The organism is Pseudomonas sp. WHRI 8519, from assembly GCF_040224055.2.
GTDB classification, from domain to species: Bacteria; Pseudomonadota; Gammaproteobacteria; order Pseudomonadales; family Pseudomonadaceae; genus Aquipseudomonas; species Aquipseudomonas putida_X.
Window position 1 is genome coordinate 947326 of sequence record NZ_CP167996.1, and the last position, 23381, is coordinate 970706.

Sequence of the window (23381 nt, forward strand, 5' to 3'; positions counted from 1 at the left end):
CAAGTCCTGTTCGTCATTCGGAAAAATAAACTTCACCAACACGTAAAAATGCTTTTTTTAGTCATGCTTTTTGCGGTATGAAGAAACCAGACAGCCGATTCCTGCAGCACAGGTGGCGTCATCCAAGCCCACCTTGCCAGGTTCACTTCCCGCCCGTAGCGACGCGGATACGGGAAGAACGGCAGTCACTTTGCGGCGCAGCAGACCGCGCCGTGTGGCTTCGACATAAGGTGACCGAGTATGGATGACCAAGGACGCAACCCTTCCTCCAGCAAGCCAATCCTCTATGTGCTCGATACCAACGTCCTGATTCACGACCCCAACGCACTTCTCAACTTCGAGGAGCACCACGTCGCCCTGCCGATGACGGTGCTGGAGGAACTCGACAAGCTCAAGACAGGGAAACACACCATCGCCGCCGAATGTCGCCAGGCCATCCGCCTGATCGACCAGACCCTCGGTGACGCATCGCCCAACGATGTCGAGCAGGGCGTGCCGATCCAACGTGGCAAGGGCGGGCCAAAGGGCTTTCTATCGATCCTGATGAGCCCCCGCAGCGAACCCAACCGGCTGCTGCCGGAGAACCTCAACGACAACATCATCATCAACCAGTTGCTGGAACTACGGGCCAAACGTGCCGACCTGGACGTGGTGCTGGTCACCAAAGACATCAACATGCGCCTCAAGGCGCGGGCCTGTGGCATCGCGGCCGAAGATTACAGTACCGACCAGCTGGTCGATGACGTTTCGCTACTTTCCAAGGGCTACCACTCGGTCACCGGTTCGTTCTGGGACCGTGTCAGCAAGGTCGATACCCGTCAGGAGCGGGGACGAACCTGGCATCGCGTGCAACTGATCGACAACCTGCCGGCGGTGCATGTCAACGAGTTCATCATCGATGAGCAGGGGTTCGTGGGTTGGATCAAGGGCATCCGCAACGATGAGCTGCTGCTGCTCGACCTGCACCAGGAGCCACTGCTGCACCAGGAGGCCTGGGGCCTCAAGCCGCGGGATATCCATCAAAGTCTGGCGCTGTTCGCGCTGCTCGACCCGGATATCCACCTGGTCAACCTGACCGGCGCCGCCGGCTCTGGCAAAACCATCCTGGCGTTGGCGGCGGCCATCGAGCAGACCATGGTCAGCAAACGTTACCGCCGGATCATCGCCACCCGCAGCGTGCAGGGGCTGGACCAGGAAATCGGCTTTTTGCCGGGCACCGAAGCCGAGAAGATGGAGCCTTGGCTGGGCGCGATCACCGACAACCTCGAAGCGTTGCACATGGATGATGAAAGCACCCACGGCAGTGTCGAATACATCCTCGAGCGGGTCCCCCTGCAGTTCAAATCACTGAACTACATCCGGGGTCGCAGCTTCCAGCAGAGCCTGATCCTGATCGACGAGTGCCAGAACCTGACGCCGCACCAGATGAAAACCATCATCACCCGTGCCGGTTCCGGTTCCAAGGTGGTCTGCCTGGGCAACCTGGCGCAGATCGACACCCCCTACCTGTCCGCGACCAGTTCGGGCCTGACCTACCTGACCGAGCGTTTCAAGGACTTCCCCCACGGTGTGCACATCACCCTGCAAGGTGTACCGCGCTCGGTGCTGGCCGAGTACGCCGAGTCGCATCTGTAGCCTCTCGAACCGGGCGGTGCGCCGCCCGGTTTTTTCCACTGCTCAAACCTGACCCACAGGTTTACACTCTGTGTTCCCTTCACAGGAGCAGAGCAGTGCTGACACATCTTGATTCCCAGGGGCGGGCCAACATGGTCGACGTCACTGAAAAGGCCGTGACCGAGCGCGAGGCCACCGCTGAGGCGCGCGTGCGGATGTTGCCGCAGACCTTGCAGATGATCGTCGAGGGTGAGCATCCCAAGGGCGATGTGTTCGCCGTGGCGCGTATCGCCGGGATTCAGGCAGCGAAGAAGACCAGCGACCTGATCCCGTTGTGTCACCCGCTGATGCTCACCAGCGTCAAGGTCGAGCTGAGCGCCGAGGGCGTGGATGCGGTGCGTATCCTCGCACGCTGCAAGCTGGCCGGGCAGACCGGCGTGGAAATGGAAGCGCTGACCGCGGCCAGCGTTGCCGCACTGACGATCTACGATATGTGCAAGGCGGTGGACAAGGGCATGGTGATCGAGCAGGTGCGCTTGCTGGAGAAGCTCGGCGGAAAGAGCGGCCACTACAAGGCGGATGTGTGATGAACATCAAAGTGATGTATTTCGCCCGCTACCGCGAATTGCTCGGGGTGGATGCCGAGCGCCTGGAAGGTGACTTCAAGGTGCTCGACGATGTACGTCAAGCCTTGGTGGCCAAGGGTGGGCAGTACCAGGTCCTGGCCGAGCAAAACCTGATGTGCGCGCGCAACGAGGAGCTGTGCAAGCTCGATGAGCCGCTGGAAGCGGGCGATGAGGTGGCGTTCTTCCCACCGGTGACCGGAGGCTGAGCATGGCTGTGCGAGTGCAGGACGGTGCGTTCGACCCCGGGGCTGAGGTCAATGCCATGCATGCCGCCAATGTCGGCGTGGGCGCGGTGGTCGGGTTCGTCGGTTACGTGCGCGATTTCAATGATGGCCGGGACGTGGCTGGGATGTTCCTGGAGCATTACCCTGGCATGACCGAGAAGGCGTTGGCGAAGATCGTGGTCGAGGCCGAGCAGCGCTGGCCGTTGCTGAAGGTTGAAGTGCTGCATCGCATCGGTGCGCTGGAGCCTGGGGAGCCGATCGTGTTCGTCGGTGTGGCCAGTGCCCATCGGCAGGCGGCATTCGATGCCTGCAATTTCATCATGGATTACCTGAAGACCCGTGCGCCGTTCTGGAAGAAGGAAAATACCCAGGAGGGGCCGCGGTGGGTCGAAGGCCGGCAAAGTGATCAGGACGCGGCGGGGCGCTGGTAAGGCCTGATCGATTGGCCGGGGCTTCGCCCCGGATCGCCGGCAAGCCGGCTCCCACTTGGATTGCGCCAACTTTTAGAAGTTGAGCAAGACAGTTGCTGCCACAGGTACAGCGTAGGCCTGAAGAACCGCGCGGTCGTGGTGGGAGCCGGCTTGCCGGCGATGGGCTGCGCAGCAGCCCCATAGCAGACCTGTAATAGCCCGAGCGCGCTCGACGGGACTAGCGAGCATCTAGATCCGCTTTGCGGCCCATCGCCCGCAAGCCGGCTTTGTCAGCACCCATCAATGATGCTTGCGCGGCACCGGCTTGAGCAGTTCGTCCGGCGGCATCTCGCATTTGATCTTGCGCCCCAGCAGCGTCTCGATCGCCGGCAACTGATATGAATCGTCCTCACCGGCAAAGCTGATCGACACACCATTGGTGCCGGCACGGCCCGTACGGCCGATGCGGTGCACATAGTCATCCGGATCTTCCGGCAGGGTGAAGTTGATCACATGGCTGATGCCGTCGATGTGAATGCCACGCCCCGCCACGTCGGTGGCCACCAGCACGGTGATCCGGCCTTCGCGGAAGCTTTCCAGGGTACGTATGCGCTTGTGCTGCGGCACGTCGCCCGACAGCTGGGCGGCATTGATACCGTCGCGTACCAGTTTCTCCTCGATACGCCGCACTTCGTCCTTGCGGTTGGCGAACACCATCACCCGCTCCCACTTGTTCTGGGTCACCAGGTTGTACAACAGTTTGTACTTGTCGCTGCCCGCCACCGCGTAGACGTGCTGTTCGACGGTTTCGCTGGCGACATTCTCCGGCTCGATCTCGACGATCGCAGGGTTGGTGGTCCACTGCTTGGCCAGGTTCATCACGTCGTCGGTGAAGGTGGCAGAGAACAGCAGGGTCTGGCGCTCGCTCTTGGGTGGGGTCTGGCGGATGATCTGCCGCACCTGCGGGATGAAGCCCATGTCGAGCATACGGTCGGCTTCGTCCAGCACCATCACCTCGACCATGTCCAGATGCACATCGCCGCGCTGGTTGAAGTCCAGCAGGCGGCCAGGGGTGGCCACCAGGATGTCGCAGTGGCGTGCTTCCAGCGCCTTGAGCTGCTTGTCGAAGTCCATGCCGCCGACGAAAGTCATGACGTTCAGGCCGGTGTATTTGGTCAGCGCGGCGGCGTCCTTGGCGATCTGTACCACCAGCTCGCGGGTAGGCGCGATGATCAGCGCACGCGGCTCGCCCATGTAGCGCTCTTTGGGCGGCGGGGTCTGCTGCAGCTGGGAGATGATCGAGATGAGGAACGCGGCGGTCTTGCCGGTGCCGGTCTGCGCGCGGCCGATGGCGTCCTGGCCGCGCAGGGTGTAACCCAATACCTGGGCCTGGATCGGCGTGCAGTAAGGAAAGCCCAGGTCATGGATGGCGTGCATCAGCTCGTTGGAGAGCTTGAAATCGTGGAAGCGGGTCTTGCCTTCCTGTGGTTCGACCACGAAGTCTTCAGGCTTCCAGAGGCTGGCCTGGGGTTTGGGCTTGCGTTCGCGGCGGGGCTTGTCCTTGGCCGGCGGCTCGGCTTTGGCCGCGGCGACAGGCAATGGAGCCTTGGCGGCGGCTTCGGTGCGCGGCGTGGAGGGCTGCGGCTCGGGCTGAGCTACGTGCGCCGCAGGCGGCGTGATGCTGGCAGCAGGAGCGACGGCCTGAGGTGCCGCGTCTCCCTTGCCGAATATTTTCTTGAGTGCCTTGAGCACGATCGTCTCATCAACTGATTAAGGAATGTACGCCGGGCAGTGTAATGCAAGATCTGGGCGCGGCGTAGCGGAATGCGCCCACAACTACAAGAGAGCCTGACTATTGCAGTTGCGTGCTCAGCCAGTCGTGGATATCGCTCAGCTCTGCCACCACCACCTCGTGCTCCATTGGGTATTCCTGCCAGCGTGCGGCCACGCCCCAGGTGTTCAGGTACTCGAAAGCGGTGCGGCCCATGGACGGGATCACCACCGGGTCGTGCACCCCATGCAGGCACAGGGCCGGGGTGCGCTGCTGACAGGCGCTCAGCTGATGGGTGTCGTTGAAGGTCGGTGCGTAGGTCGACAGTGCGATCACACCGCCCAGCGCTTCTTGCCACTTTATATAGGCGGTGTGCAGCACGACCGCGCCCCCCTGGGAGAAACCGGCCAGGATGATCCGCGTCAGGTCGATGCCTTTGGCCCGCTCGGCTTCGATAAGGGCAATGATCTGGTCGGCCGATTCTTCCAGCTGCGCTTCGTCGATGGCGCGGGCCGGGGTCATGGCCTTGATGTCGTACCAGCTGGGCATGGCATAGCCGCCGTTGATGGTGACTGGCCGGGTCGGCGCCTGGGGCATGACGAACCGCGTGCTCAGCAGACGTTCCTGCATGAATTCGGCAACCGGTAGGAAGTCGTAACGGTCGGCGCCCAGGCCGTGCAACCAGATCACACAGGCATCTGCGGTTTTCTGGGGTTCGAGAATCAACGGGTGGGTCATGACTGCTCCGAAAGTGTGCGAATCGTATGAAGGCATGCGCAAAAAGAAGGCGCTGGAAATGATTGTCGGAAAAAGAATGTCGCAACGATACAACTTTCCCTACTTGACGAGCGCTTAAACGCTTTAGCCGCCAACTATGGTACGCCCCTTGCTATTAAACCTGCGATGCAAGGGTCGGGCCGGTACGGTAACACCCTTGACACGCGAAGGCTGTCATAGAACAGCCCATTGCGCCATTGACCCAATAACAAGCCAACAAGGGTCGGATGCGCCTCATAAGGGTGCGGTGCAATTCCGGCTCGTACAACAAGAGCGATTTGGAGGTTGTGAATGAAGATGTTGAAAACCACCCTGGCAGTCCTCACCGCTGCCGCCGCGCTGGGCGCCGTGAGCAATGCCCAGGCCGGCGCCACCCTCGATGCGGTCAAGAAGAAGGGCTTCGTCCAGTGTGGCGTGAGCGACGGTCTTCCAGGCTTCTCGGTTCCTGATGCGCAGGGCAAGATCATCGGTATCGACGCCGATGTCTGCCGCGCCGTGGCCGCCGCCGTGTTCGGCGATGCCACCAAGGTCAAGTTCAGCCAGCTCAACGCCAAGGAACGCTTCACTGCGCTGCAGTCCGGCGAAGTCGATGTGTTGTCGCGCAACACCACCTGGACCAGCTCGCGCGATGCCGGCATGGGCCTGGTGTTCACCGGCGTCACTTACTATGACGGCGTTGGCTTTTTGGTCAACAAGAAGCTGGGTGTTTCCAGTGCCAAGGAGCTCGATGGCGCGACCATCTGCATCCAGGCAGGTACCACCACTGAGCTGAACGTCTCCGACTACTTCCGCGCCAACGGCCTGAAGTACACCCCGATCACCTTCGATACCTCCGACGAAAGCGCCAAATCGCTGGAGTCTGGCCGTTGCGACGTGCTGACCTCGGACAAGTCGCAGCTGTTCGCCCAGCGTTCCAAGCTGGCCGGCCCGACCGACTACGTGGTGCTGCCGGAAACCATCTCCAAGGAGCCGCTGGGCCCGGTGGTACGCAAGGGCGACGAGGAGTGGTTCAGCATCGTCAAGTGGACCCTGTTCGCCATGCTCAACGCCGAAGAGGCTGGCGTCACCTCGAAGAATGTCGAGGCTGAAGCCAAAGGTACCAAGAACCCGGACACAGCCCGCTTGCTCGGCGCTGACGGTGAGTACGGCAAGGACCTGAAGCTGCCCAAGGACTGGGTAGTACAGATCGTCAAGCAAGTGGGTAACTATGGCGAGGTGTTCGAGAAGAACCTGGGCCAGAGCACTGACCTGAAGATCGACCGTGGCATGAACGCCCTGTGGAACAACGGCGGCATCCAGTACGCGCCACCTGTGCGCTGATGGCTGCACCCTGCGGCGGCATTCCGCCGCCGCAGGCTGTTCGAATCCCTACTGTCCGGGGCACTTCATGCAAAATCAAATCGGCGCACAAAAGGGGCTGACCCTGAGCGATCCACGTGTGCGCGCGTGGTTGTTCCAGATTCTCACGATCATCTTCGTGGTGGGTCTGGGCTGGTACCTGTTCCACAACACGCAGACCAACCTGCAACACCGGGGCATCACTTCCGGTTTCGACTTCCTCGACCGCAGTGCCGGCTTTGGCATCGCCCAGCATCTGATTCCCTACGTGGAGTCCGACAGCTATGCACGCGTGTTCGTGATCGGCTTGCTCAATACCCTGCTGGTCACCTTCATCGGCGTCATTCTGGCAACGATCCTGGGGTTCATCATCGGTGTGGCGCGCCTGTCACCGAACTGGATGATCAATAAGCTGGCGACGGTGTACGTCGAGACATTCCGCAACATCCCGCCGCTGCTGCAGATCCTGTTCTGGTATTTCGCCGTGTTTCTGACCCTGCCGGGGCCACGGGGCAGCATCAGCTTCGACGATGCGTTCTTCATCAGCAACCGTGGCCTGAACATGCCCGGCGCCACCATGGCCGAAGGCTTCTGGCCATTCGTCGCTGCCCTGGTGCTGGCGATCGTGGCAATCATGGCGATGGTGCGTTACGCCAACAAACGCTTCAACGAAACCGGCGAACCGTTCCACAAGTTCTGGGCAGGGCTTGCCCTGTTCCTGGTGATCCCAGGCCTGTGTGCGGTGCTGTTCGGCAGCCCTGTGCATTGGGAAGTCCCGCAGCTCAAAGGTTTCAACTTCGTTGGTGGCTGGGTCCTGATTCCGGAACTGCTTGCGCTGACCTTGGCGCTGACCATCTACACCGCCGCGTTCATCGCCGAAATCGTACGCTCGGGCATCCGTTCGGTCAGCCATGGCCAGACCGAAGCCGCCCGTTCGCTCGGGCTGCGCGAAGGCCCGACGCTGCGCAAGGTGATCATCCCCCAGGCACTGCGGGTGATCATTCCACCGCTGACCAGCCAGTACCTGAACCTGGCGAAGAACTCGTCGCTGGCGGCAGGTATCGGCTACCCAGAGATGGTCTCGCTGTTCGCCGGTACCGTACTCAACCAGACCGGCCAGGCCATCGAGGTGATCGCCATCACCATGAGTGTCTATCTCGCCATCAGCATCAGCATTTCGCTGCTGATGAACTGGTACAACAAGCGCATTGCGCTGATCGAGCGGTGAGGATACGCCCGTGAATGCCCATGTTTTCAAACCTGACATGCCGCCACCGGTCAAGACCGTCGGCGTGCTCGCATGGATGCGGGCAAACCTTTTCTCCAGCTGGATCAACACCCTGCTGACCCTGTTCGCCGTGTACCTGGTATGGCTGATCGTGCCGCCGCTGCTGCAGTGGGCGTTGATCGACGCCAACTGGGTCGGCACCACGCGCGCCGACTGCACCAAGGAGGGCGCCTGCTGGGTGTTCATCCAGCAGCGCTTCGGCCAGTTCATGTACGGCTACTATCCGGTGGAGTTGCGCTGGCGCGTGGACCTGACCGTGTGGCTTGCCGTGTTGGGCGCTGCGCCGCTGTTCATCAAGCGTTTCCCGCGCAAGGCCGTCTACGGCCTGGGCTTTCTGGTGGTGTATCCGATCCTGGCCTACACGCTGCTGCATGGCGGATACCTTGGCCTGGCAAGCGTGCCGACCAGCCAGTGGGGCGGGCTGATGCTGACCCTGGTCATCGCCACGGTGGGTATCGTGGGCGCCTTGCCGCTGGGCATCCTGCTGGCCTTGGGGCGGCGTTCACGGATGCCGGCGGTGAAGGTGGTCTGCGTGACCTTCATCGAGTTCTGGCGTGGGGTGCCGTTGATCACCGTGCTGTTCATGTCGTCGGTGATGCTGCCGTTGTTCCTGCCCGAAGGCATGAGTTTCGACAAGCTGCTGCGGGCCATGATCGGCGTGATCCTGTTCCAGTCGGCGTACATCGCCGAGGTGGTGCGAGGTGGCCTGCAGGCAATCCCCAAGGGTCAATATGAGGCCGCTGCCGCGATGGGCCTGGGCTACTGGCGTTCGATGGGCCTGGTGATCCTGCCGCAGGCGTTGAAGCTGGTGATCCCTGGCATCGTCAATACCTTCATCGCCCTGTTCAAGGACACCAGCCTGGTCATCATCATCGGCCTGTTCGACCTGCTCAACAGCGTCAAGCAGGCTGCCGCCGACCCGGCCTGGCTGGGCATGGCCACCGAGGGCTATGTGTTCGCAGCCCTGGTGTTCTGGATCTTCTGTTTCGGTATGTCCCGCTACTCCATGCACCTGGAGCGCAAGCTGGACACTGGCCACAAGCGTTAGGAGTTTCGAAATGAGTGAAGCGATCAAGCAGCCTGCCGGCCCAGAAGGCATCATCCAGATGCAGGGCGTCAACAAGTGGTACGGCCAGTTCCATGTACTGAAGGACATCAACCTGAACGTGCGCCAGGGTGAGCGTATCGTGCTGTGCGGGCCGTCCGGCTCGGGCAAGTCCACCACCATCCGCTGCCTCAACCGCCTGGAAGAACACCAGCAGGGGCGCATCGTGGTCGATGGTGTGGAGCTGACCAACGACCTCAAGCAGATCGAGGCGATCCGCCGTGAGGTGGGCATGGTGTTCCAGCACTTCAACCTGTTCCCGCACCTGACCATCCTGGAAAACTGCACCCTGGCGCCCATGTGGGTGCGCAAGATGCCGCGGCGCAAGGCCGAGGAAATCGCCATGCACTATCTGGAGCGGGTACGCATCCCGGAGCAGGCGCACAAGTTCCCGGGGCAGTTGTCTGGTGGCCAGCAGCAGCGCGTGGCGATTGCCCGGGCGCTGTGCATGAAGCCGAAGATCATGCTGTTCGACGAGCCGACCTCGGCGCTCGACCCGGAAATGGTCAAGGAAGTGCTCGACACCATGGTTGGCCTGGCCGAGGACGGCATGACCATGCTCTGCGTGACTCACGAAATGGGCTTTGCCCGCACGGTGGCGAACCGGGTGATCTTCATGGATAAGGGGGAGATCGTGGAGCAGGCTGCGCCTGATGATTTCTTCGACCGGCCGCGCAGTGACCGTACCAAGCTGTTCCTCAGCCAGATCCTGCATTGAGGCAACTGGGGCCGCGCTGCGGCCCATCGCCGGCAAGCCGGCCCACAGCTACGGCGCCGGGCTCAGGATAGGCGCAGCACTTGTGGCAGCCGGCTTGCCGGCGATGGGCTGCAGAGCAGCCCTTGTGTCATTTATCTTCTTCTGGGGCCGCTGCCGGAGCAGGTGGCGGCCGCAGGCCCACCTCGGCGATCAGCTTCAGCTGCTGACCGTTACGCATCACCTCGATGGTGATCTTCTCGTTGGGCTTGATCCGCGCCACCTGGTTCATCGACTTGCGCCCGTCACCGGCCGGCTCGCCATTGATGCTCAGGATCACGTCACCGAGTTGCAACCCGGCCTTCTGCGCCGGGCCATCGCGGAAAATGCCCGCGACAACGATACCGGGGCGGCCCTGCATGCCATACGATTCGGCCAGTTCCTGGCTCAGCGGCTGAACTTCGATACCCAGCCAGCCACGAATCACCTGGCCATGCTCGACGATCGACTTCATCACCTCCAGTGCCAGTTTGACCGGGATGGCGAAGCCGATGCCCTGTGAACCGCCAGATTTGGAGAAGATCGCCGTATTGATGCCGACCAGGTTGCCGTTGGCATCGACCAGTGCGCCACCAGAATTGCCCGGGTTGATCGCTGCGTCGGTCTGGATGAAGTCTTCGTAGTTGTTCAGCCCCAGCTGGTTGCGGCCAGTGGCGCTGATGATGCCCATGGTAACGGTCTGGCCGACGCCGAAGGGGTTGCCGATGGCCAAGGTGACGTCACCGATGTGGATGGTGTCGGAGCGGCCGATGGTGATTGCCGGCAGGCTCTTGAGGTCGATCTTCAAGACTGCCAGATCGGTTTCGGGGTCGCTGCCGATCACGCGTGCCAGGGTTTCGCGGCCGTCTTTGAGGGCCACGACGATCTGGTCGGCGTCGCTGGTGACGTGGTTGTTGGTCAGCAGATAGCCTTCGGGGCTCATGATCACCGCCGAGCCCAGGCTCGACTCCCAGCGCCGCTGCTTGGGCAGGTTGTCGCCGAAGAAGCGGCGGAACTGCGGGTCTTCGAACAGCGGGTGGGCGCTCTTGTTCACCACCTTGGTGGTGTACAGGTTGACCACGGCGGGGGCGGCGAGGGTGACGGCGTCGGCATAGGACACCGGGCCTTGCATGATCTGCGTGGTCTGTGGCGCTTGTTGCAGGTTTACATCCTGGCTGGGCAGGCCGACCCACTGCGGGAAGCGCTGAATGATCAGTATGGCGATCAATATGCCGGTAAGCAGGGGCCAGCCAAAATAACGCAAAGCCTTGAACATGAACGAATCCTGGGAGTGGGCGAGGGCCATGGTGGCGCGGCGGAGCGCGAACGCGCGCGATCATACACCGGTTTCCCCAACGCCGGCGACGGCCCATAATGGCGGCCATTATACGGGCGTTGTTCCCGTTGAACGTGCAGATTTCGAGGAGATTTTCCATGGCCGTCGCCCTTGACACCCTGGTTGAAGAAGCCGAGCGTTACCTGGGTAGCGCGAAAATCCAGGATTACTGCCCCAACGGCCTGCAAGTCGAAGGCCGCCCGCAGGTCAGCCGCATCGTCAGCGGCGTCACCGCCAGCCAGGCATTGCTCGATGCCGCAGTCGAGGCACAGGCCGACCTGGTACTGGTGCACCACGGTTATTTCTGGAAGGGCGAGAACCCGTGCATCACGGGGATCAAGCAGCGCCGCCTGAAGACCCTGCTCAAGCACGACATCAGCCTGTTGGCCTTTCATCTGCCGCTGGATGTGCACCCTGAGGTCGGCAACAACGTACAACTGGCCCGCCAACTGGATATCACTGTCGAAGGGCCGCTGGACCCGAATAATCCCAAGGTGGTCGGGCTGGTAGGTTCGCTGGCCGAGCCTGTGACGGCGCGCGATTTCGCCCGCCGTGTGCAGGAGGTCACGGGGCGTGAGCCGCTGCTGGTCGAGGGTGACCAGGTGATCCGTCGCGTCGGCTGGTGTACCGGCGGAGGGCAGGGCTATATCGATACGGCGATCGCGGCCGGGGTGGACGTGTTCATCAGTGGTGAGGCGTCCGAGCAGACCTACCACAGTGCCCGCGAAAATGGCGTGAGCTTCATTGCCGCCGGGCACCATGCCACCGAGCGTTACGGCGTGCAGGCGCTGGGCGACTACCTGGCCCGGCGCTTTGCCCTGGAGCACCTGTTCATCGATTGCCCGAACCCGATCTGAGGCCATCTTCGGCCCAATCGCGGGCAAGCGGGCCTCCAGCGCATGGGCGTCGCTTTGCTGGCGAAAGGGGCCGCAGAGCCGCCCTTCAATAGCCAAACCCCTAGTCATATCGTTAGACCTTTTCGATCTAGGCAGGCGCCTAAATAGAATCAGCCGCTGTGATAAAGTGGCTCGCTCGAACACGGCCCGAAGGCCGTCCATAAGATCGTTTTACGTGAGTAGCCATGGTCGACAAACTGACGCACTTGAAACAGCTGGAGGCGGAAAGCATCCACATCATCCGCGAGGTGGCCGCCGAGTTCGACAACCCGGTGATGCTCTACTCGATCGGCAAGGATTCCGCCGTGATGCTGCACCTGGCACGCAAAGCCTTCTTCCCAGGCAAGCTGCCGTTCCCGGTGATGCACGTCGACACCCAGTGGAAATTCCAGGAGATGTATCGCTTCCGCGACAAGATGGTCGAGGAAATGGGCCTGGAGCTGATCACCCACGTCAACCCTGAAGGTGTGGCGCAGGGCATCAACCCATTCACCCATGGCAGCTCCAAGCACACCGACATCATGAAAACGCAAGGCCTCAAGCAGGCTTTGGACAAGCATGGTTTCGACGCCGCTTTCGGTGGTGCCCGCCGCGACGAAGAAAAATCGCGTGCCAAAGAGCGTGTCTACTCGTTCCGTGACAGCAAGCACCGCTGGGACCCGAAGAACCAGCGCCCGGAACTGTGGAACGTCTACAACGGCAAGGTCAACAAAGGCGAGTCGATCCGCGTGTTCCCGCTGTCGAACTGGACCGAGCTGGACATCTGGCAGTACATCTACCTCGAAGGCATCCCGATCGTGCCGCTGTACTTCGCTGCCGAGCGTGAAGTCATCGAGAAGAACGGCACCCTGATCATGATCGACGACGACCGCATCCTCGAGCATCTCTCCGAGGAAGACAAAGCGCGCATCGTCAAGAAGAAGGTGCGTTTCCGTACCCTCGGTTGCTACCCGCTCACGGGTGCTGTCGAGTCGGAAGCCGAAACGCTCACCGACATCATTCAGGAAATGCTCCTGACGCGCACTTCCGAGCGCCAGGGCCGAGTCATTGACCACGATGGCGCTGGCTCCATGGAAGACAAGAAACGTCAGGGCTACTTCTAAGCTTCAAGTTACAAGCGGCAAGCTGCAAGAAAGAAGCGAAACGCGTTAGCTTCTGAAATTTGCGGACTGCCGCCTGCTCTGCGGGCGCACAGGGAGTGCTCGCAGTGGATTTTGAGAAGTTACTGGTTTGGCAGAGAAGCAAGTGCTTAGCGGTCGAGATGTATCGGGCTTTTGCCGAATGCCGAGATTTTGGGTTCCGATCTCAGATCACACGCTCAGCTGTTTCAATACCCTCCACTATTGCAGAGGGGATGGAGCGTAGAGGATGGCGAGAGAAGGTCTGGTTTCTCAGCGTAGCGAAAGCCTCCAGTGCGGAGCTGCGTACGCAACTGATCATCGCCGGTGAAATAGGTTACCTGCCCGCTGAATTGGCTAACGACTGGATTAACGAAACCCGCGAGCTCTCCAAAATGCTTGCAGGGTTGATCAACAAAATTTCTAACTAGCTGTATGCCGACAAGCTTGCTGCTTGAAGCTTACAGCTTGGAGCTTGAATGCAATGAGTCACCAATCCGATCTGATCAGCGAGGACATCCTCGCCTACCTGGCTCAGCACGAGCGTAAAGAACTGCTGCGTTTCCTCACCTGCGGCAACGTGGATGACGGCAAGAGCACCCTGATCGGGCGCTTGCTGCACGATTCGAAGATGATCTACGAGGACCACCTCGAGGCCATCACCCGTGATTCGAAGAAGTCCGGCACCACCGGCGAAGAAGTCGACCTGGCGCTGCTGGTCGATGGCCTGCAGGCCGAGCGTGAGCAAGGCATCACCATCGATGTCGCCTACCGCTATTTCTCCACCGCCAAGCGCAAGTTCATCATCGCCGACACCCCAGGCCACGAGCAGTACACCCGCAACATGGCCACCGGCGCGTCCACCTGTGACCTGGCGATCATTCTGGTCGATGCCCGCTACGGCGTGCAGACCCAGACCCGCCGGCACAGCTACATCGCTTCGTTGCTGGGCATCAAGCACATCGTCGTCGCGGTCAACAAGATGGACCTCAAAGGCTTCGATGAAGGCGTCTTCGAGGCAATCAAGGCCGACTACCTGAAGTTCGCCGATGCCATCAATCTGACCCCGAGCAGCCTGCACTTCGTGCCGATGTCTGCGCTCAAGGGCGACAACGTGGTCAACCGCAGCGAGCGTTCGCCGTGGTACACCGGCCCTGCGCTGATGGAAATCCTCGAAACTGTCGAGGTCGCGGCCGACCGCAACTTCACCGACCTGCGTTTCCCGGTGCAGTACGTCAACCGTCCTAACCTGAACTTCCGCGGCTTCGCCGGTACCCTCGCCAGCGGCGTGGTGCACAAGGGTGACGAAATCGTCGTGCTGCCCTCGGGCAAGAGCAGCCGGGTCAAGTCCATCGTCACCTACGAAGGTGAACTGGAGAACGCCGGCCCAGGCCAGGCCGTGACCCTGACCATGGAAGACGAGATCGACATCTCCCGTGGCGACCTGCTGGTACATGCCGACAACGTCCCACCGGTGACCGACCAGTTCGACGCCATGCTGGTATGGATGGCCGAAGAACCGATGCTGCCGGGCAAGAAATACGACATCAAGCGCGCCACCAGCTACGTGCCGGGCTCGATTGCCAGCATCACCCACAAGGTGGATGTGAACACCCTCGAAAAAGATGCAGCCAGCGCGCTGCAGCTGAACGAGATCGGTCGCGTCAAGGTGTCGCTGGACAGCGCCATCGCCCTGGACGGCTATGACAGCAACCGCACCACCGGTGCGTTCATCGTCATCGACCGCCTGACCAACGGCACCGTCGGCGCCGGCATGATCATCGCCCCGCCTGTTCTGCCGCACGGCAGCACCGGCCAGCATGGCAAGCAGGCCCACGTGTCTACCGAAGAGCGCGCCCTGCGTTTTGGCCAGCAGCCAGCCACCGTGCTGTTCAGCGGCCTGTCCGGTGCCGGCAAGAGCACCCTGGCCTATGCCGTGGAGCGCAAGCTGTTCGACATGGGCCGTGCGGTGTACGTGCTCGATGGCCAGAACCTGCGCCACGACCTGAACAAAGGCCTGCCGCAAGACCGCGCCGGCCGCACCGAGAACTGGCGCCGCGCCGCCCATGTGGCGCGCCAGTTCAACGAAGCCGGCCTGCTGACCCTGGCTGCGTTCGTGGCCCCGGATGCCGAAGGCCGCGAGCAGGCCAAGGCCCTGATCGGCAAGGAGCGCCTGGTGACCGTTTACGTTCAGGCCTCGCCGTTGGCTTGCCGTGAGCGCGACCCGCAGGGCCTGTACGCTGCTGGTGGCGACAACATTCCGGGTGAGAGCTTCCCGTTCGATGTGCCGCTGGATGCCGACCTGGTGATCGATACCCAGAACACCAGTGTTGAAGAAGGCGTGAAGCAGGTGCTGGATGTGCTGCGCCAGCGTGGCGCTATCTAAGCATTGCTGCTTGTGAAAAACCCCGCTTCGGCGGGGTTTTTTGTTGTGCGCCAGGCATGGCGCGTTGCGCGTCAGCGCAACCCGCTTGGCTGTGGTGGCCGAGTGGGTGACTTGGAGGTGAAAGTCCTCTACACACCCGGCAAGGGGAAGTGTTAGCCAGAGGCAAGGGTGTCGTGGGCGACTGCGAATCTGAAGGAAGCCCGAGGCAAAATGCTGGCCTGACGAACAGGAAGCGGATTAGGCGGCGCAGCGGGGTAAGAAGGCAACAATCTTCAAAGCCCAATACTTGCACGGAACGCTGTGACGTAAATCCGACAGGCATAAGCAGGAAGGTCGCGCGAATTACCCTGGGAGATCTGCACGCTTGCCTTTGTGCTACCGAGCGTCGTAAGGCGACGGGATGAGCATGCAGAAGTCAGCCGAAGCCGTAGTAAGTGGCGGTTAACCGCGCCACCAAGGGCCGAACAGGTTATGCCGCCAGTAGGCGTCACTGTCTCGTTGGTAGCCGTAATGCAGAAATTTCCCACAGTGGAAACTGTCATCCCGAGTCCCGGCCAGAAGCTGAGGATGATGCCTGACAGCGCAAAGGTATCGACGGCGTCAGTAACGTGGACGAACGCGGAGCCGGACACGCTGATGGAGCGGGTGCTTGCACCGGCCAACCTCAGACGTGCGTATCAACGCGTGGTCAGCAACAAGGGAGCGCCGGGTGCCGATGGCATGACGGTCGCTGACTTGGCGGGCTACATGAAACAGTATTGGCCAACCCTCAAGGCCAGGCTACTGGCCGGTGAATACCATCCACAAGCAGTGCGAGCGGTTGAAATTCCCAAGCCGCAGGGCGGCACACGGCAACTGGGAATCCCCAGCGTCGTGGACCGCTTGATCCAGCAAGCCTTGCAGCAACAGCTCACGCTCATCTTCGACCCACTGTTCTCGGACTACAGTTATGGCTTCCGTCCGGGCAGAAGCACACATCAAGCTGTCGAGATGGCCCGTGCCCATGTGGCATCGGGGCATCGGTGGTGCGTGGAAATCGATCTGGAAAAGTTCTTCGATCGAGTCAACCACGACATCCTCATGGCCTGTATCGAGTGCCGGGTCAAAGATAGGTGCGTACTTAGGCTTATCCGTCGCTACCTTGAAGCGGGAGTCATGTCAGGCGGTGTCGTTAGCCCACGGCAGGAAGGGACGCCGCAAGGCGGCCCGCTCTCGCCGCTGCTGTCGAATATCCTGCTCGATGAATTTGACCGCGAACTGGAGCGGCGGGGCCATCGCTTCGTGCGCTATGCCGATGACGCGAACATTTATGTGCGCAGTCCTCGGGCTGGCGAGCGAGTACTGGTCAGTGTCGAGCGCTTCCTGAACCAACGTTTGAAACTGACGGTGAATCAGAAGAAGAGTCGAGTCGCGAGAGCCTGGAAGTGTGACTACTTGGGCTATGGGATGAGCTGGCATCAGCAGCCAAGGCTGCGGGTGGCAACGATGAGCCTGGGTCGCCTGCGCGACCGGCTCGCAGAGTTGCTACGCGGTGCACGGGGTCGCAAGATGGCAAATACCATCGAGCGGATAAACCCTGTATTACGAGGCTGGGCGGGTTACTTCAAGCTCAGCCAGAGCAAACGGCCACTTGAGGAACTGGATGGCTGGGTCAGGCACAAACTCCGCTGTGCCATCTGGCGCCAATGGAAGCAGCCCTCTACGAGGGCGCGCAACCTGATGCGTCTGGGCTTAAGCGAAGAGCGTGCCTGTAAATCGGCCTATAACGGCCGAGGCCCGTGGTGGAACTCGGGGGCGCCACATATGAATCAGGCGCTGCCGAAGAAACTATGGGATCGACTCGGACTGGTCTCGATACTGGATACGATCAACCGGCTTAGCCGCATAGCCTGAACCGCCGTGTACGGAACCGTACGCACGGTGGTGTGAGAGGACGGCGGGTGTGAACCCGCCTCCTACTCGATTGTGGGGAGGAAATATGCATTTGGGCTGCCAGGTGCTTGCCTTGGCTTTTCCAGCGCTCTTGAGATCGAGCGCCGCCCGCGCGGCGCTCGATTTGCGCGCCACCTCAGCGCGTAAGTCATGCACCTTGATGGACGAACGTATTTACAAATGGATGCATTGAGAAATTGACTGACGCAACTGGACGGCCATAGCCTCAGGTAGTACGGAAGCGTATCGACAGCCGTTGTCAGTTGTTGGATGTTCAAGCAGCCTGCGAGTTTTTGGGCATTACAGAACAAACATTGAGCCAGTAGGCACCGCTCCCCAATGACTACCTAGCCCTTCTTGCCCTCGACTGACTTGAAATGCTGGCCATAATCATTTTGCCGTTCGCACCCTTGTTTATAAGGATCCATGTCGCAGGCAAATTTCAGGTCCTGCTGATTGGGCAACAGAAAGAAATCTCCATTGGTGCAACCCGAGAGAAGCAGCATCAGCATCCATACCGACTTTTTCATTGCATATCCTTGAACAGGGCAAATCCCTTCGATTTTCTCCAGGCAATGATACGTGCGATCACACCCATGGCGCAGCCCTCGAGTTCGTTTGCCGGGTAATAGAGCAGATCCGAGCCGCTCGGGTGCTCGGTCATGTCGATAAAGTGTTCAAGCAATCGGTCCTGCCAGGCCGAGGTGCCAGAGGCCTGGAGCAGTTCCTCGATCACCGCCTTGAACTCGGCGCAGGTGTAATCGGCAAGGCTGTGCTTTTGACTGATCACCACTGCACCTCCGACGATAGCGCGTATTGCAGGACGCTCATGATTCGCAGGTTTTCAGCGTCGTACATTGCACCGCCCAAGGTGGGTGGGTCGAGGTGGCAGAGCTGATAGTTGCGCACGGCTTTGGCGGTTTCGCCGAACGGGGCGCGGGGTGGTCAGCCTTGTTTGATGCGGTTGAGTTGCGAGGTGACGAATTGATGAGAGTAGACCGGGTCCTCGGCGACGGCCATCCAGAAGGACTCGGAAAATTCGTCGAAGTTGGCGAAGCTTTGTTCTGCCAGCTTCTGTGCGATGTACTCTGGAAGGTGCATAGCCATGAAAGCGTTTCTCTCTTGAAGTGATGCATGGATCATGACTGTGTTTGTTTGGGTTGGAAATGTTCACCGTACTGCACTGAGTGTGAGGATTTTTCTAAAGGTTTGTAGGAAAATTCTTGCTCTAATTAGGGTGCCCCGCCGAAGCGGGGGTATATGGTTTAGTTATCCTTGAATCCGGGCTTTCCGTTAGCTGCACGCCAAGTTTTGATAATGTTCAGGACCGCTTCAGGCTCACCTTGCTCATCATTCTCGGGCCAGTAAATCAGGTCGGTTCCGCTAGGATGCTCGGTTATTGCAGAAAAGTGCTCCAGCAAAGGATCTAATACGTCATCCGGCTCCTCGGTATTGGCCCGGTATATTTCCTTTAGGAATTCAATGAATTCCAGTTCTGTATAGTCGTGGTAGTTGGTCTTAAGGCTCATGGTTTGTCTCCATAATGAATCCTATGATGAGCTGCTGGTGTCACAACCCTTAAGTTGTCAATGTCGTAGACCGCACCCCCTTCGCTGATGGGTACTACATGGTGTAGTTCAAAACTCTTCTTTTTCCCGTAAGCATCAGAGTAACGTGACCTAGGTGCGTTCCCTCTTTCCCGCATGCGGCTAAGGTTCTGTTTGGAAAATTGCTTTGAAAGCTCGGGATCATTTGCAACGATTTTCCAGAGTTTTTCTCGAAAAGCATCGTAGCTCGGAAATTCAATACCTCTAAGCTGATCGGCAATATGTGCCGGTATCGGCGCGCCTCCTTCACGGGCGGCCTCACCAAGCCAGATCCCTGTTACTTGTGCACCGACGCCTGTGACGGTACCTGGCTCATACCTTGGACTCTTGAAAACCACCAGAATAGGCGGCAATCCCGAGTCGATCGGGAAGGTGATGATCAGCCGTTCCTGATCGAGCAGATCCAGTGCCGGATAACCTTCCGTTTCATTACTTACAGGATTCAGGCTACTGCCAGTGTAAACAATCGTGCCCGGTGGAGCGGGTGGCAGGCTGGTGGAGCTACCTTCACCACCTCCGGGCGGGCTGGCGGGGGTCCAGGTCAGGATGCGCTGCGGGTTTTCAAGTACAAGGCTGTAAACCTGCCGTTCTGTATCAAACGTGGCCGCTCTTACGGCCACTGCTTTCCCACCGGGCACCACGTATAGGCCGATGTCATTCCCTTCTTCACTGCCAGCCAGTAAGTAAGGAACGTCTACGCTGGCTGACGAAAGTGCAAGGGCTGCCAGGTCAGGCCCGCCCGGCGGAGAAAGGCTGGAAAGAGGAGTGCTGATCAGGTAGCGCCTTTCAGCGTTACCGAGCGTCGAAGGCCATGCTGCCGAAAGAATGGCTACAGCCAAGGTGGCCGAAGGGGCAGCCAATCGACTTACTGCAGCGACGATCGTAGCGCGAAGGGCAACTGACGCGACCTCGACAGCGAAGCTCGCTGCCCCAATCGGAATGACGGTAGTCGCAGATGCAACAGAATGGGTGTCGTTGATATAGCTGATGCTTCTGCGTGCTACTTCCTGCCTGTGGCGTTCAGCCTCGGCAGCCAGTCGCTTCGCCTCGGCCGCTTGTCGTGCAGCTTCCTCTGCCGCCAGGCGTTCAGCTTCCGCCTTCTGACGTTCAACCTCTAGCTGACTGGCATGCTGGGCGCGTAATTGTTCAACTTCATTGGCGCGACGAACCAGATTCTGCGTACTGCTGGAGTACGCGCCGAGAAACCTGATCGACTCGCTCAGTGCCAGGGCTTGGTGATACTCCTTCCAGCGTGGACCGGCTCGTCTTAAACGTTGTTCGTCGACAAGATGCAAAAGTGCTTCAAGCTGAGGCTTTGACAGGGGGCCGTTGATCTGCGGGTTTTTTTGTTTAAATGTCGGGATCTGAGATTGCTTGGCTTGCACCATGCGTGTGGCGGTTGCCAAATAAGCATTGAGTGTTTGGGCTAGCGTCCATGAGCTGTCGATAGTGGTCTGCTGGCTCAATTCATGCTGCAGAACATTGGGTAAGCAATTGAAGTAAATCTGCCGTTCGGCAATGATTTGCGTTGTTCTACGCTCGGCAGCCTTGATGAGGTCAACCGGAGGGTGGCTCAGTTCCGCTCCATCCACTTGCGCTGCCACGGCACTGAGGTCGTCAGCCAACGCTTGGTGCTTGTGGGCTTCGATGTGTAATTTATAGGCACCCTCCCAGGATCGCTGTAATCGCGAAGAAAACGCCCTTGCGAACGCTTCATCCCTTTCAGTGAATACTCCAGGCTCCAGCAGCCTGCTCATCATCGAGTCGGCGCGCTTATAAAACGCTAGGGCGCCGTAATATGCGTTGGCATTTGGCACAATTTGCAGGTAGCCATCGCGGATTTGAGTGATGCGCGAGGTTAAAATTTTCTGTTGTGCTATCGCTTGGGAAAGTGGGTCAGGGGAGTTGGAAGCTTCAGTTGAAATTTGGAGCTTTAAGGCTCCCACTGTTTCTGGAAGTTTACTTAATTGCGGGGCATATTGCTCTTCGTAGTCTTTTTCAATAATTTGATATTCTTCGCTTAAGACCCTGCGCGCGGATATGATCCTTGAAATGTCTGACCGACTGGGGCTGGTTCCTCTTGGGGTTCCTTGGTTGAGCCCCCAGCCGCCGTAGCCTGGTCCCCCGCCGCCGGACAAAGGAGGGAGCGGTGCTCGGTCTGGGGCCTCCTCGTTCATCCAGAGCCCCTCATTCAGATTCAGCGCATTGCGGGAATCACGGAAGGGTTCACCAAATTTGATAGTGTCATCTTGAGCCATGTAGTCATCCTCCTGATCGCTACATGGCAAGCGTGCTACGGCTGGTTTTTCGTGTATGTCAGGCGCGGCTTGTCAATCGGTAGGAGACTTCCCACCGACTTGAAAGATCTGATTCAAATGTGTACTTCAGATACAGGAATTACCCGTTTTTCCTTAACGGCCTTGTAGGAAAAGCTCGAATAGATCTCTTTCACCCCCGGCAACCGCTGCAGCACTTCCCGGGTAAATTCCCCAAACGATTCCAGGTCCCGCGCCAGTATCTCCAGCAGAAAGTCATACCGCCCAGAGATGTTGTGGCAAGCCACAATCTCGGGAATCTCCATCAGCCTTTGCTCGAACGCCAGAGCCATCTCCTTGGTATGCGAATCCATCATGATGCTGACAAACGCCGTCACCCCAAACCCCAGCGACTTGGGCGACAAGATGGCCTGGTAACCGGTGATATAACCGTTGTCTTCCAGCAACTTGACCCGTCGCCAGCAAGGCGAGGTCGTCAGCGCGACCTGGTCGGCGAGTTCGGAGATGGTAAGGCGGGCATTGTCCTGCAAGGCCGCGAGCAGAGCGCGGTCGGTACGGTCGAGGCTTGAAGGCATGATTTGCCCTCCTGGTGTTGTATTTGTTGTTTTCTTTCCAAAACAGGCGCGAATGTGTGGGCAATTTTGGAAAATTTCAGGCAGCTCGGTGGCATAAGCTTATAACAAACCACCAGAGGCTGTTGCCATGCGCGACTCCCATAACAACACCGGTTTTTCCACCCGCGCCATCCACCATGGCTACGACCCGCTTTCCCACAACGGTGCCTTGGTGCCACCGGTTTACCAGACTTCAACCTATGCCTTCCCCAGCATTGAATACGGCGCGGCGTGCTTTGCCGGGGAGGAGGGTGGGCATTTCTACAGCCGTATTTCCAACCCGACCCTGGCCTTGCTGGAGCAGCGCATGGCTTCACTGGAGGGGGGCGAGGCGGGCCTGGCGCTGGCGTCGGGCATGGGGGCCATCACCTCGACGCTATGGACCCTGTTGCGCCCCGGTGACGAGCTGCTTGTCGGGCGCACGGTGTATGGCTGCACCTTTGCCTATATGCACCATGGCATCGGCGAGTTCGGGGTAAAGGTCCGCCATGTCGACCTCAATGACGCCAAGGCGCTGAAGGCCGCGATCACCCCTAAAACCCGGGTGATCTATTTCGAAACGCCGGCCAACCCGAACATGCAACTGGTCGATATTGCGGCAGTGGCTGAAGCGGCGCGGGGGCATGACTTGCATATCGTGGTCGACAACACCTATTGCACGCCGTACCTGCAGCGGCCATTGGAGTTGGGCGCCGATCTGGTGGTGCATTCGGCGACCAAGTACCTCAGTGGCCACGGTGATATCACGGCCGGGCTGGTGATAGGGCGCAAGGCACTGGTGGATCGGATTCGCCTTGAAGGCCTCAAGGACATGACCGGTGCGGTGTTGTCGCCGCACGATGCCTCATTGCTGATGCGCGGCATCAAGACCCTGGCGCTGCGCATGGATCGTCACTGCGCCAATGCCCAGCAAGTAGCCGAATTTCTCGCGCGCCAGCCCCAGGTGGAGCTGATCCAGTATCCAGGGCTGCCATCGTTTGCCCAATACGAGCTGGCGCAGCGGCAGATGCGCTTGCCGGGCGGGATGATTGCTTTCGAACTCAAGGGCGGGATCGAGGCTGGGCGGCGCTTCATGAATGCGCTGCAACTCTTTGCCAGGGCGGTGAGCCTGGGCGATGCCGAGTCGCTGGCGCAGCATCCGGCGAGCATGACCCATTCCAGCTATACGCCCGAAGAGCGGGCGCATCATGGCATCTCAGAGGGGCTGGTGCGGTTGTCGGTGGGGTTGGAAGATGTGGAGGACTTGCTGGCAGATATCGAGCATGCGCTTAAGGCCAGCCACCAGGCTGGCTGAACTGGCCTTTCGCGGATAAAACCGTATACCTGCACT

Annotated in this window: 23 protein-coding genes; 14 read left to right on the forward strand and 9 right to left on the reverse strand. The window is 59.8% G+C overall.

The window, feature by feature from the left end; genetic code table 11:
- Positions 1 to 240: 240 nt before the first annotated feature.
- The 4 genes from ABRP30_RS04330 (at position 241) to moaE (ending at position 2895) form a co-directional block, all read left to right on the forward strand.
- A complete protein-coding gene (locus ABRP30_RS04330; RefSeq protein ID WP_241806629.1) occupies positions 241 to 1635 on the forward strand; it encodes a PhoH family protein in 1395 nt (464 codons plus the stop codon).
- A gap of 95 nt (positions 1636 to 1730) precedes the next feature.
- Positions 1731 to 2201 carry a cyclic pyranopterin monophosphate synthase MoaC gene (gene moaC / locus ABRP30_RS04335; protein ID WP_267821095.1) on the forward strand — a complete coding sequence of 157 codons (471 nt, stop codon included), beginning with the start codon at positions 1731 to 1733 and terminating at the stop codon, positions 2199 to 2201.
- The gene (gene moaD / locus ABRP30_RS04340; RefSeq protein ID WP_241806631.1) at positions 2201 to 2446 is read left to right on the forward strand and encodes a molybdopterin converting factor subunit 1; all 246 of its coding nucleotides are present in this window, start codon (positions 2201 to 2203) and stop codon (positions 2444 to 2446) included. The genes moaC and moaD overlap by 1 nt, the downstream gene beginning before the upstream one ends.
- Before the next feature lie 2 nt (positions 2447 to 2448).
- On the forward strand, positions 2449 to 2895 hold the full coding sequence (gene moaE, locus ABRP30_RS04345; protein ID WP_241806632.1) for a molybdopterin synthase catalytic subunit MoaE: 447 nt from the start codon (positions 2449 to 2451) through the stop codon (positions 2893 to 2895).
- Positions 2896 to 3174: 279 nt separating this feature from the next.
- Here the strand turns inward: moaE and rhlB are convergent, their stop codons facing one another.
- Together rhlB and ABRP30_RS04355 are read right to left on the reverse strand one after the other, a co-directional pair.
- Positions 3175 to 4626, reverse strand: a complete 1452-nt coding sequence (rhlB, locus tag ABRP30_RS04350) for an ATP-dependent RNA helicase RhlB (RefSeq protein WP_241806633.1) — start codon at positions 4624 to 4626, stop codon at positions 3175 to 3177.
- A 100-nt stretch (positions 4627 to 4726) separates the two neighbouring features.
- On the reverse strand, positions 4727 to 5383 hold the full coding sequence (locus ABRP30_RS04355; RefSeq protein ID WP_241806634.1) for an alpha/beta hydrolase: 657 nt from the start codon (positions 5381 to 5383) through the stop codon (positions 4727 to 4729).
- Between the two features lie 330 nt (positions 5384 to 5713).
- On the opposite strand from ABRP30_RS04355, the gene ABRP30_RS04360 reads away from it, so the two are divergent.
- The 4 genes from ABRP30_RS04360 to ABRP30_RS04375 all read left to right on the forward strand — a co-directional run bounded on the left by ABRP30_RS04360 (position 5714) and on the right by ABRP30_RS04375 (position 9871).
- Positions 5714 to 6742 (forward strand): amino acid ABC transporter substrate-binding protein, encoded by a 1029-nt coding sequence (locus ABRP30_RS04360; protein WP_267821100.1) that lies wholly within the window; start codon positions 5714 to 5716, stop codon positions 6740 to 6742.
- Between the two features lie 67 nt (positions 6743 to 6809).
- Entirely contained in the window at positions 6810 to 7988 is a 1179-nt protein-coding gene (locus ABRP30_RS04365; RefSeq protein WP_267821102.1) for an amino acid ABC transporter permease, read from the forward strand.
- A 10-nt stretch (positions 7989 to 7998) separates the two neighbouring features.
- The gene (locus ABRP30_RS04370) at positions 7999 to 9096 is read left to right on the forward strand and encodes an amino acid ABC transporter permease (RefSeq protein ID WP_267821105.1); all 1098 of its coding nucleotides are present in this window, start codon (positions 7999 to 8001) and stop codon (positions 9094 to 9096) included.
- A 10-nt stretch (positions 9097 to 9106) separates the two neighbouring features.
- Positions 9107 to 9871, forward strand: coding sequence for an amino acid ABC transporter ATP-binding protein (locus ABRP30_RS04375; protein WP_054899237.1), 765 nt, complete (start codon positions 9107 to 9109; stop codon positions 9869 to 9871).
- Positions 9872 to 9998: 127 nt separating this feature from the next.
- On the opposite strand, the gene algW is transcribed toward ABRP30_RS04375, so the two are convergent.
- Entirely contained in the window at positions 9999 to 11162 is a 1164-nt protein-coding gene (gene algW / locus ABRP30_RS04380) for a Do family serine endopeptidase AlgW (protein ID WP_349976343.1), read from the reverse strand.
- A gap of 158 nt (positions 11163 to 11320) precedes the next feature.
- Between algW and ABRP30_RS04385 the strand changes: the two genes are divergently transcribed.
- The 5 genes from ABRP30_RS04385 to ltrA all read left to right on the forward strand — a co-directional run bounded on the left by ABRP30_RS04385 (position 11321) and on the right by ltrA (position 17515).
- Positions 11321 to 12079 carry a Nif3-like dinuclear metal center hexameric protein gene (locus ABRP30_RS04385; RefSeq protein ID WP_241806639.1) on the forward strand — a complete coding sequence of 253 codons (759 nt, stop codon included), beginning with the start codon at positions 11321 to 11323 and terminating at the stop codon, positions 12077 to 12079.
- A gap of 224 nt (positions 12080 to 12303) precedes the next feature.
- Entirely contained in the window at positions 12304 to 13221 is a 918-nt protein-coding gene (cysD, locus tag ABRP30_RS04390) for a sulfate adenylyltransferase subunit CysD (protein WP_267821111.1), read from the forward strand.
- 104 nt (positions 13222 to 13325) lie between these two features.
- Positions 13326 to 13667 carry a four helix bundle protein gene (locus ABRP30_RS04395; protein WP_267821113.1) on the forward strand — a complete coding sequence of 114 codons (342 nt, stop codon included), beginning with the start codon at positions 13326 to 13328 and terminating at the stop codon, positions 13665 to 13667.
- 53 nt (positions 13668 to 13720) lie between these two features.
- Positions 13721 to 15622 carry a sulfate adenylyltransferase subunit CysN gene (gene cysN, locus ABRP30_RS04400; protein WP_241806641.1) on the forward strand — a complete coding sequence of 634 codons (1902 nt, stop codon included), beginning with the start codon at positions 13721 to 13723 and terminating at the stop codon, positions 15620 to 15622.
- A 471-nt stretch (positions 15623 to 16093) separates the two neighbouring features.
- Entirely contained in the window at positions 16094 to 17515 is a 1422-nt protein-coding gene (ltrA, locus tag ABRP30_RS04405) for a group II intron reverse transcriptase/maturase (RefSeq protein ID WP_372490404.1), read from the forward strand.
- Positions 17516 to 17901: 386 nt separating this feature from the next.
- Here ltrA and ABRP30_RS04410 read toward each other — a convergent pair whose 3' ends face one another.
- The 6 genes from ABRP30_RS04410 to ABRP30_RS04435 form a co-directional block, all read right to left on the reverse strand.
- Entirely contained in the window at positions 17902 to 18084 is a 183-nt protein-coding gene (locus ABRP30_RS04410) for a hypothetical protein (protein WP_241804694.1), read from the reverse strand.
- Positions 18081 to 18344, reverse strand: a complete 264-nt coding sequence (locus ABRP30_RS04415; RefSeq protein WP_241804695.1) for a bacteriocin immunity protein — start codon at positions 18342 to 18344, stop codon at positions 18081 to 18083. The genes ABRP30_RS04410 and ABRP30_RS04415 overlap by 4 nt, the downstream gene beginning before the upstream one ends.
- Before the next feature lie 155 nt (positions 18345 to 18499).
- A complete protein-coding gene (locus ABRP30_RS04420) occupies positions 18500 to 18661 on the reverse strand; it encodes a hypothetical protein (RefSeq protein WP_372490405.1) in 162 nt (53 codons plus the stop codon).
- A 158-nt stretch (positions 18662 to 18819) separates the two neighbouring features.
- Positions 18820 to 19083, reverse strand: a complete 264-nt coding sequence (locus ABRP30_RS04425; protein ID WP_241804697.1) for a bacteriocin immunity protein — start codon at positions 19081 to 19083, stop codon at positions 18820 to 18822.
- Entirely contained in the window at positions 19080 to 21419 is a 2340-nt protein-coding gene (locus ABRP30_RS04430; protein WP_349976496.1) for an S-type pyocin domain-containing protein, read from the reverse strand. The genes ABRP30_RS04425 and ABRP30_RS04430 overlap by 4 nt, the downstream gene beginning before the upstream one ends.
- A gap of 113 nt (positions 21420 to 21532) precedes the next feature.
- Positions 21533 to 22012 carry an Lrp/AsnC family transcriptional regulator gene (locus ABRP30_RS04435; protein ID WP_241804699.1) on the reverse strand — a complete coding sequence of 160 codons (480 nt, stop codon included), beginning with the start codon at positions 22010 to 22012 and terminating at the stop codon, positions 21533 to 21535.
- 127 nt (positions 22013 to 22139) lie between these two features.
- Between ABRP30_RS04435 and ABRP30_RS04440 the strand changes: the two genes are divergently transcribed.
- Positions 22140 to 23345: a methionine gamma-lyase gene (locus ABRP30_RS04440; RefSeq protein ID WP_349976495.1), complete on the forward strand. Its 1206-nt coding sequence runs from the start codon at positions 22140 to 22142 to the stop codon at positions 23343 to 23345.
- Positions 23346 to 23381: the final 36 nt, after the last annotated feature.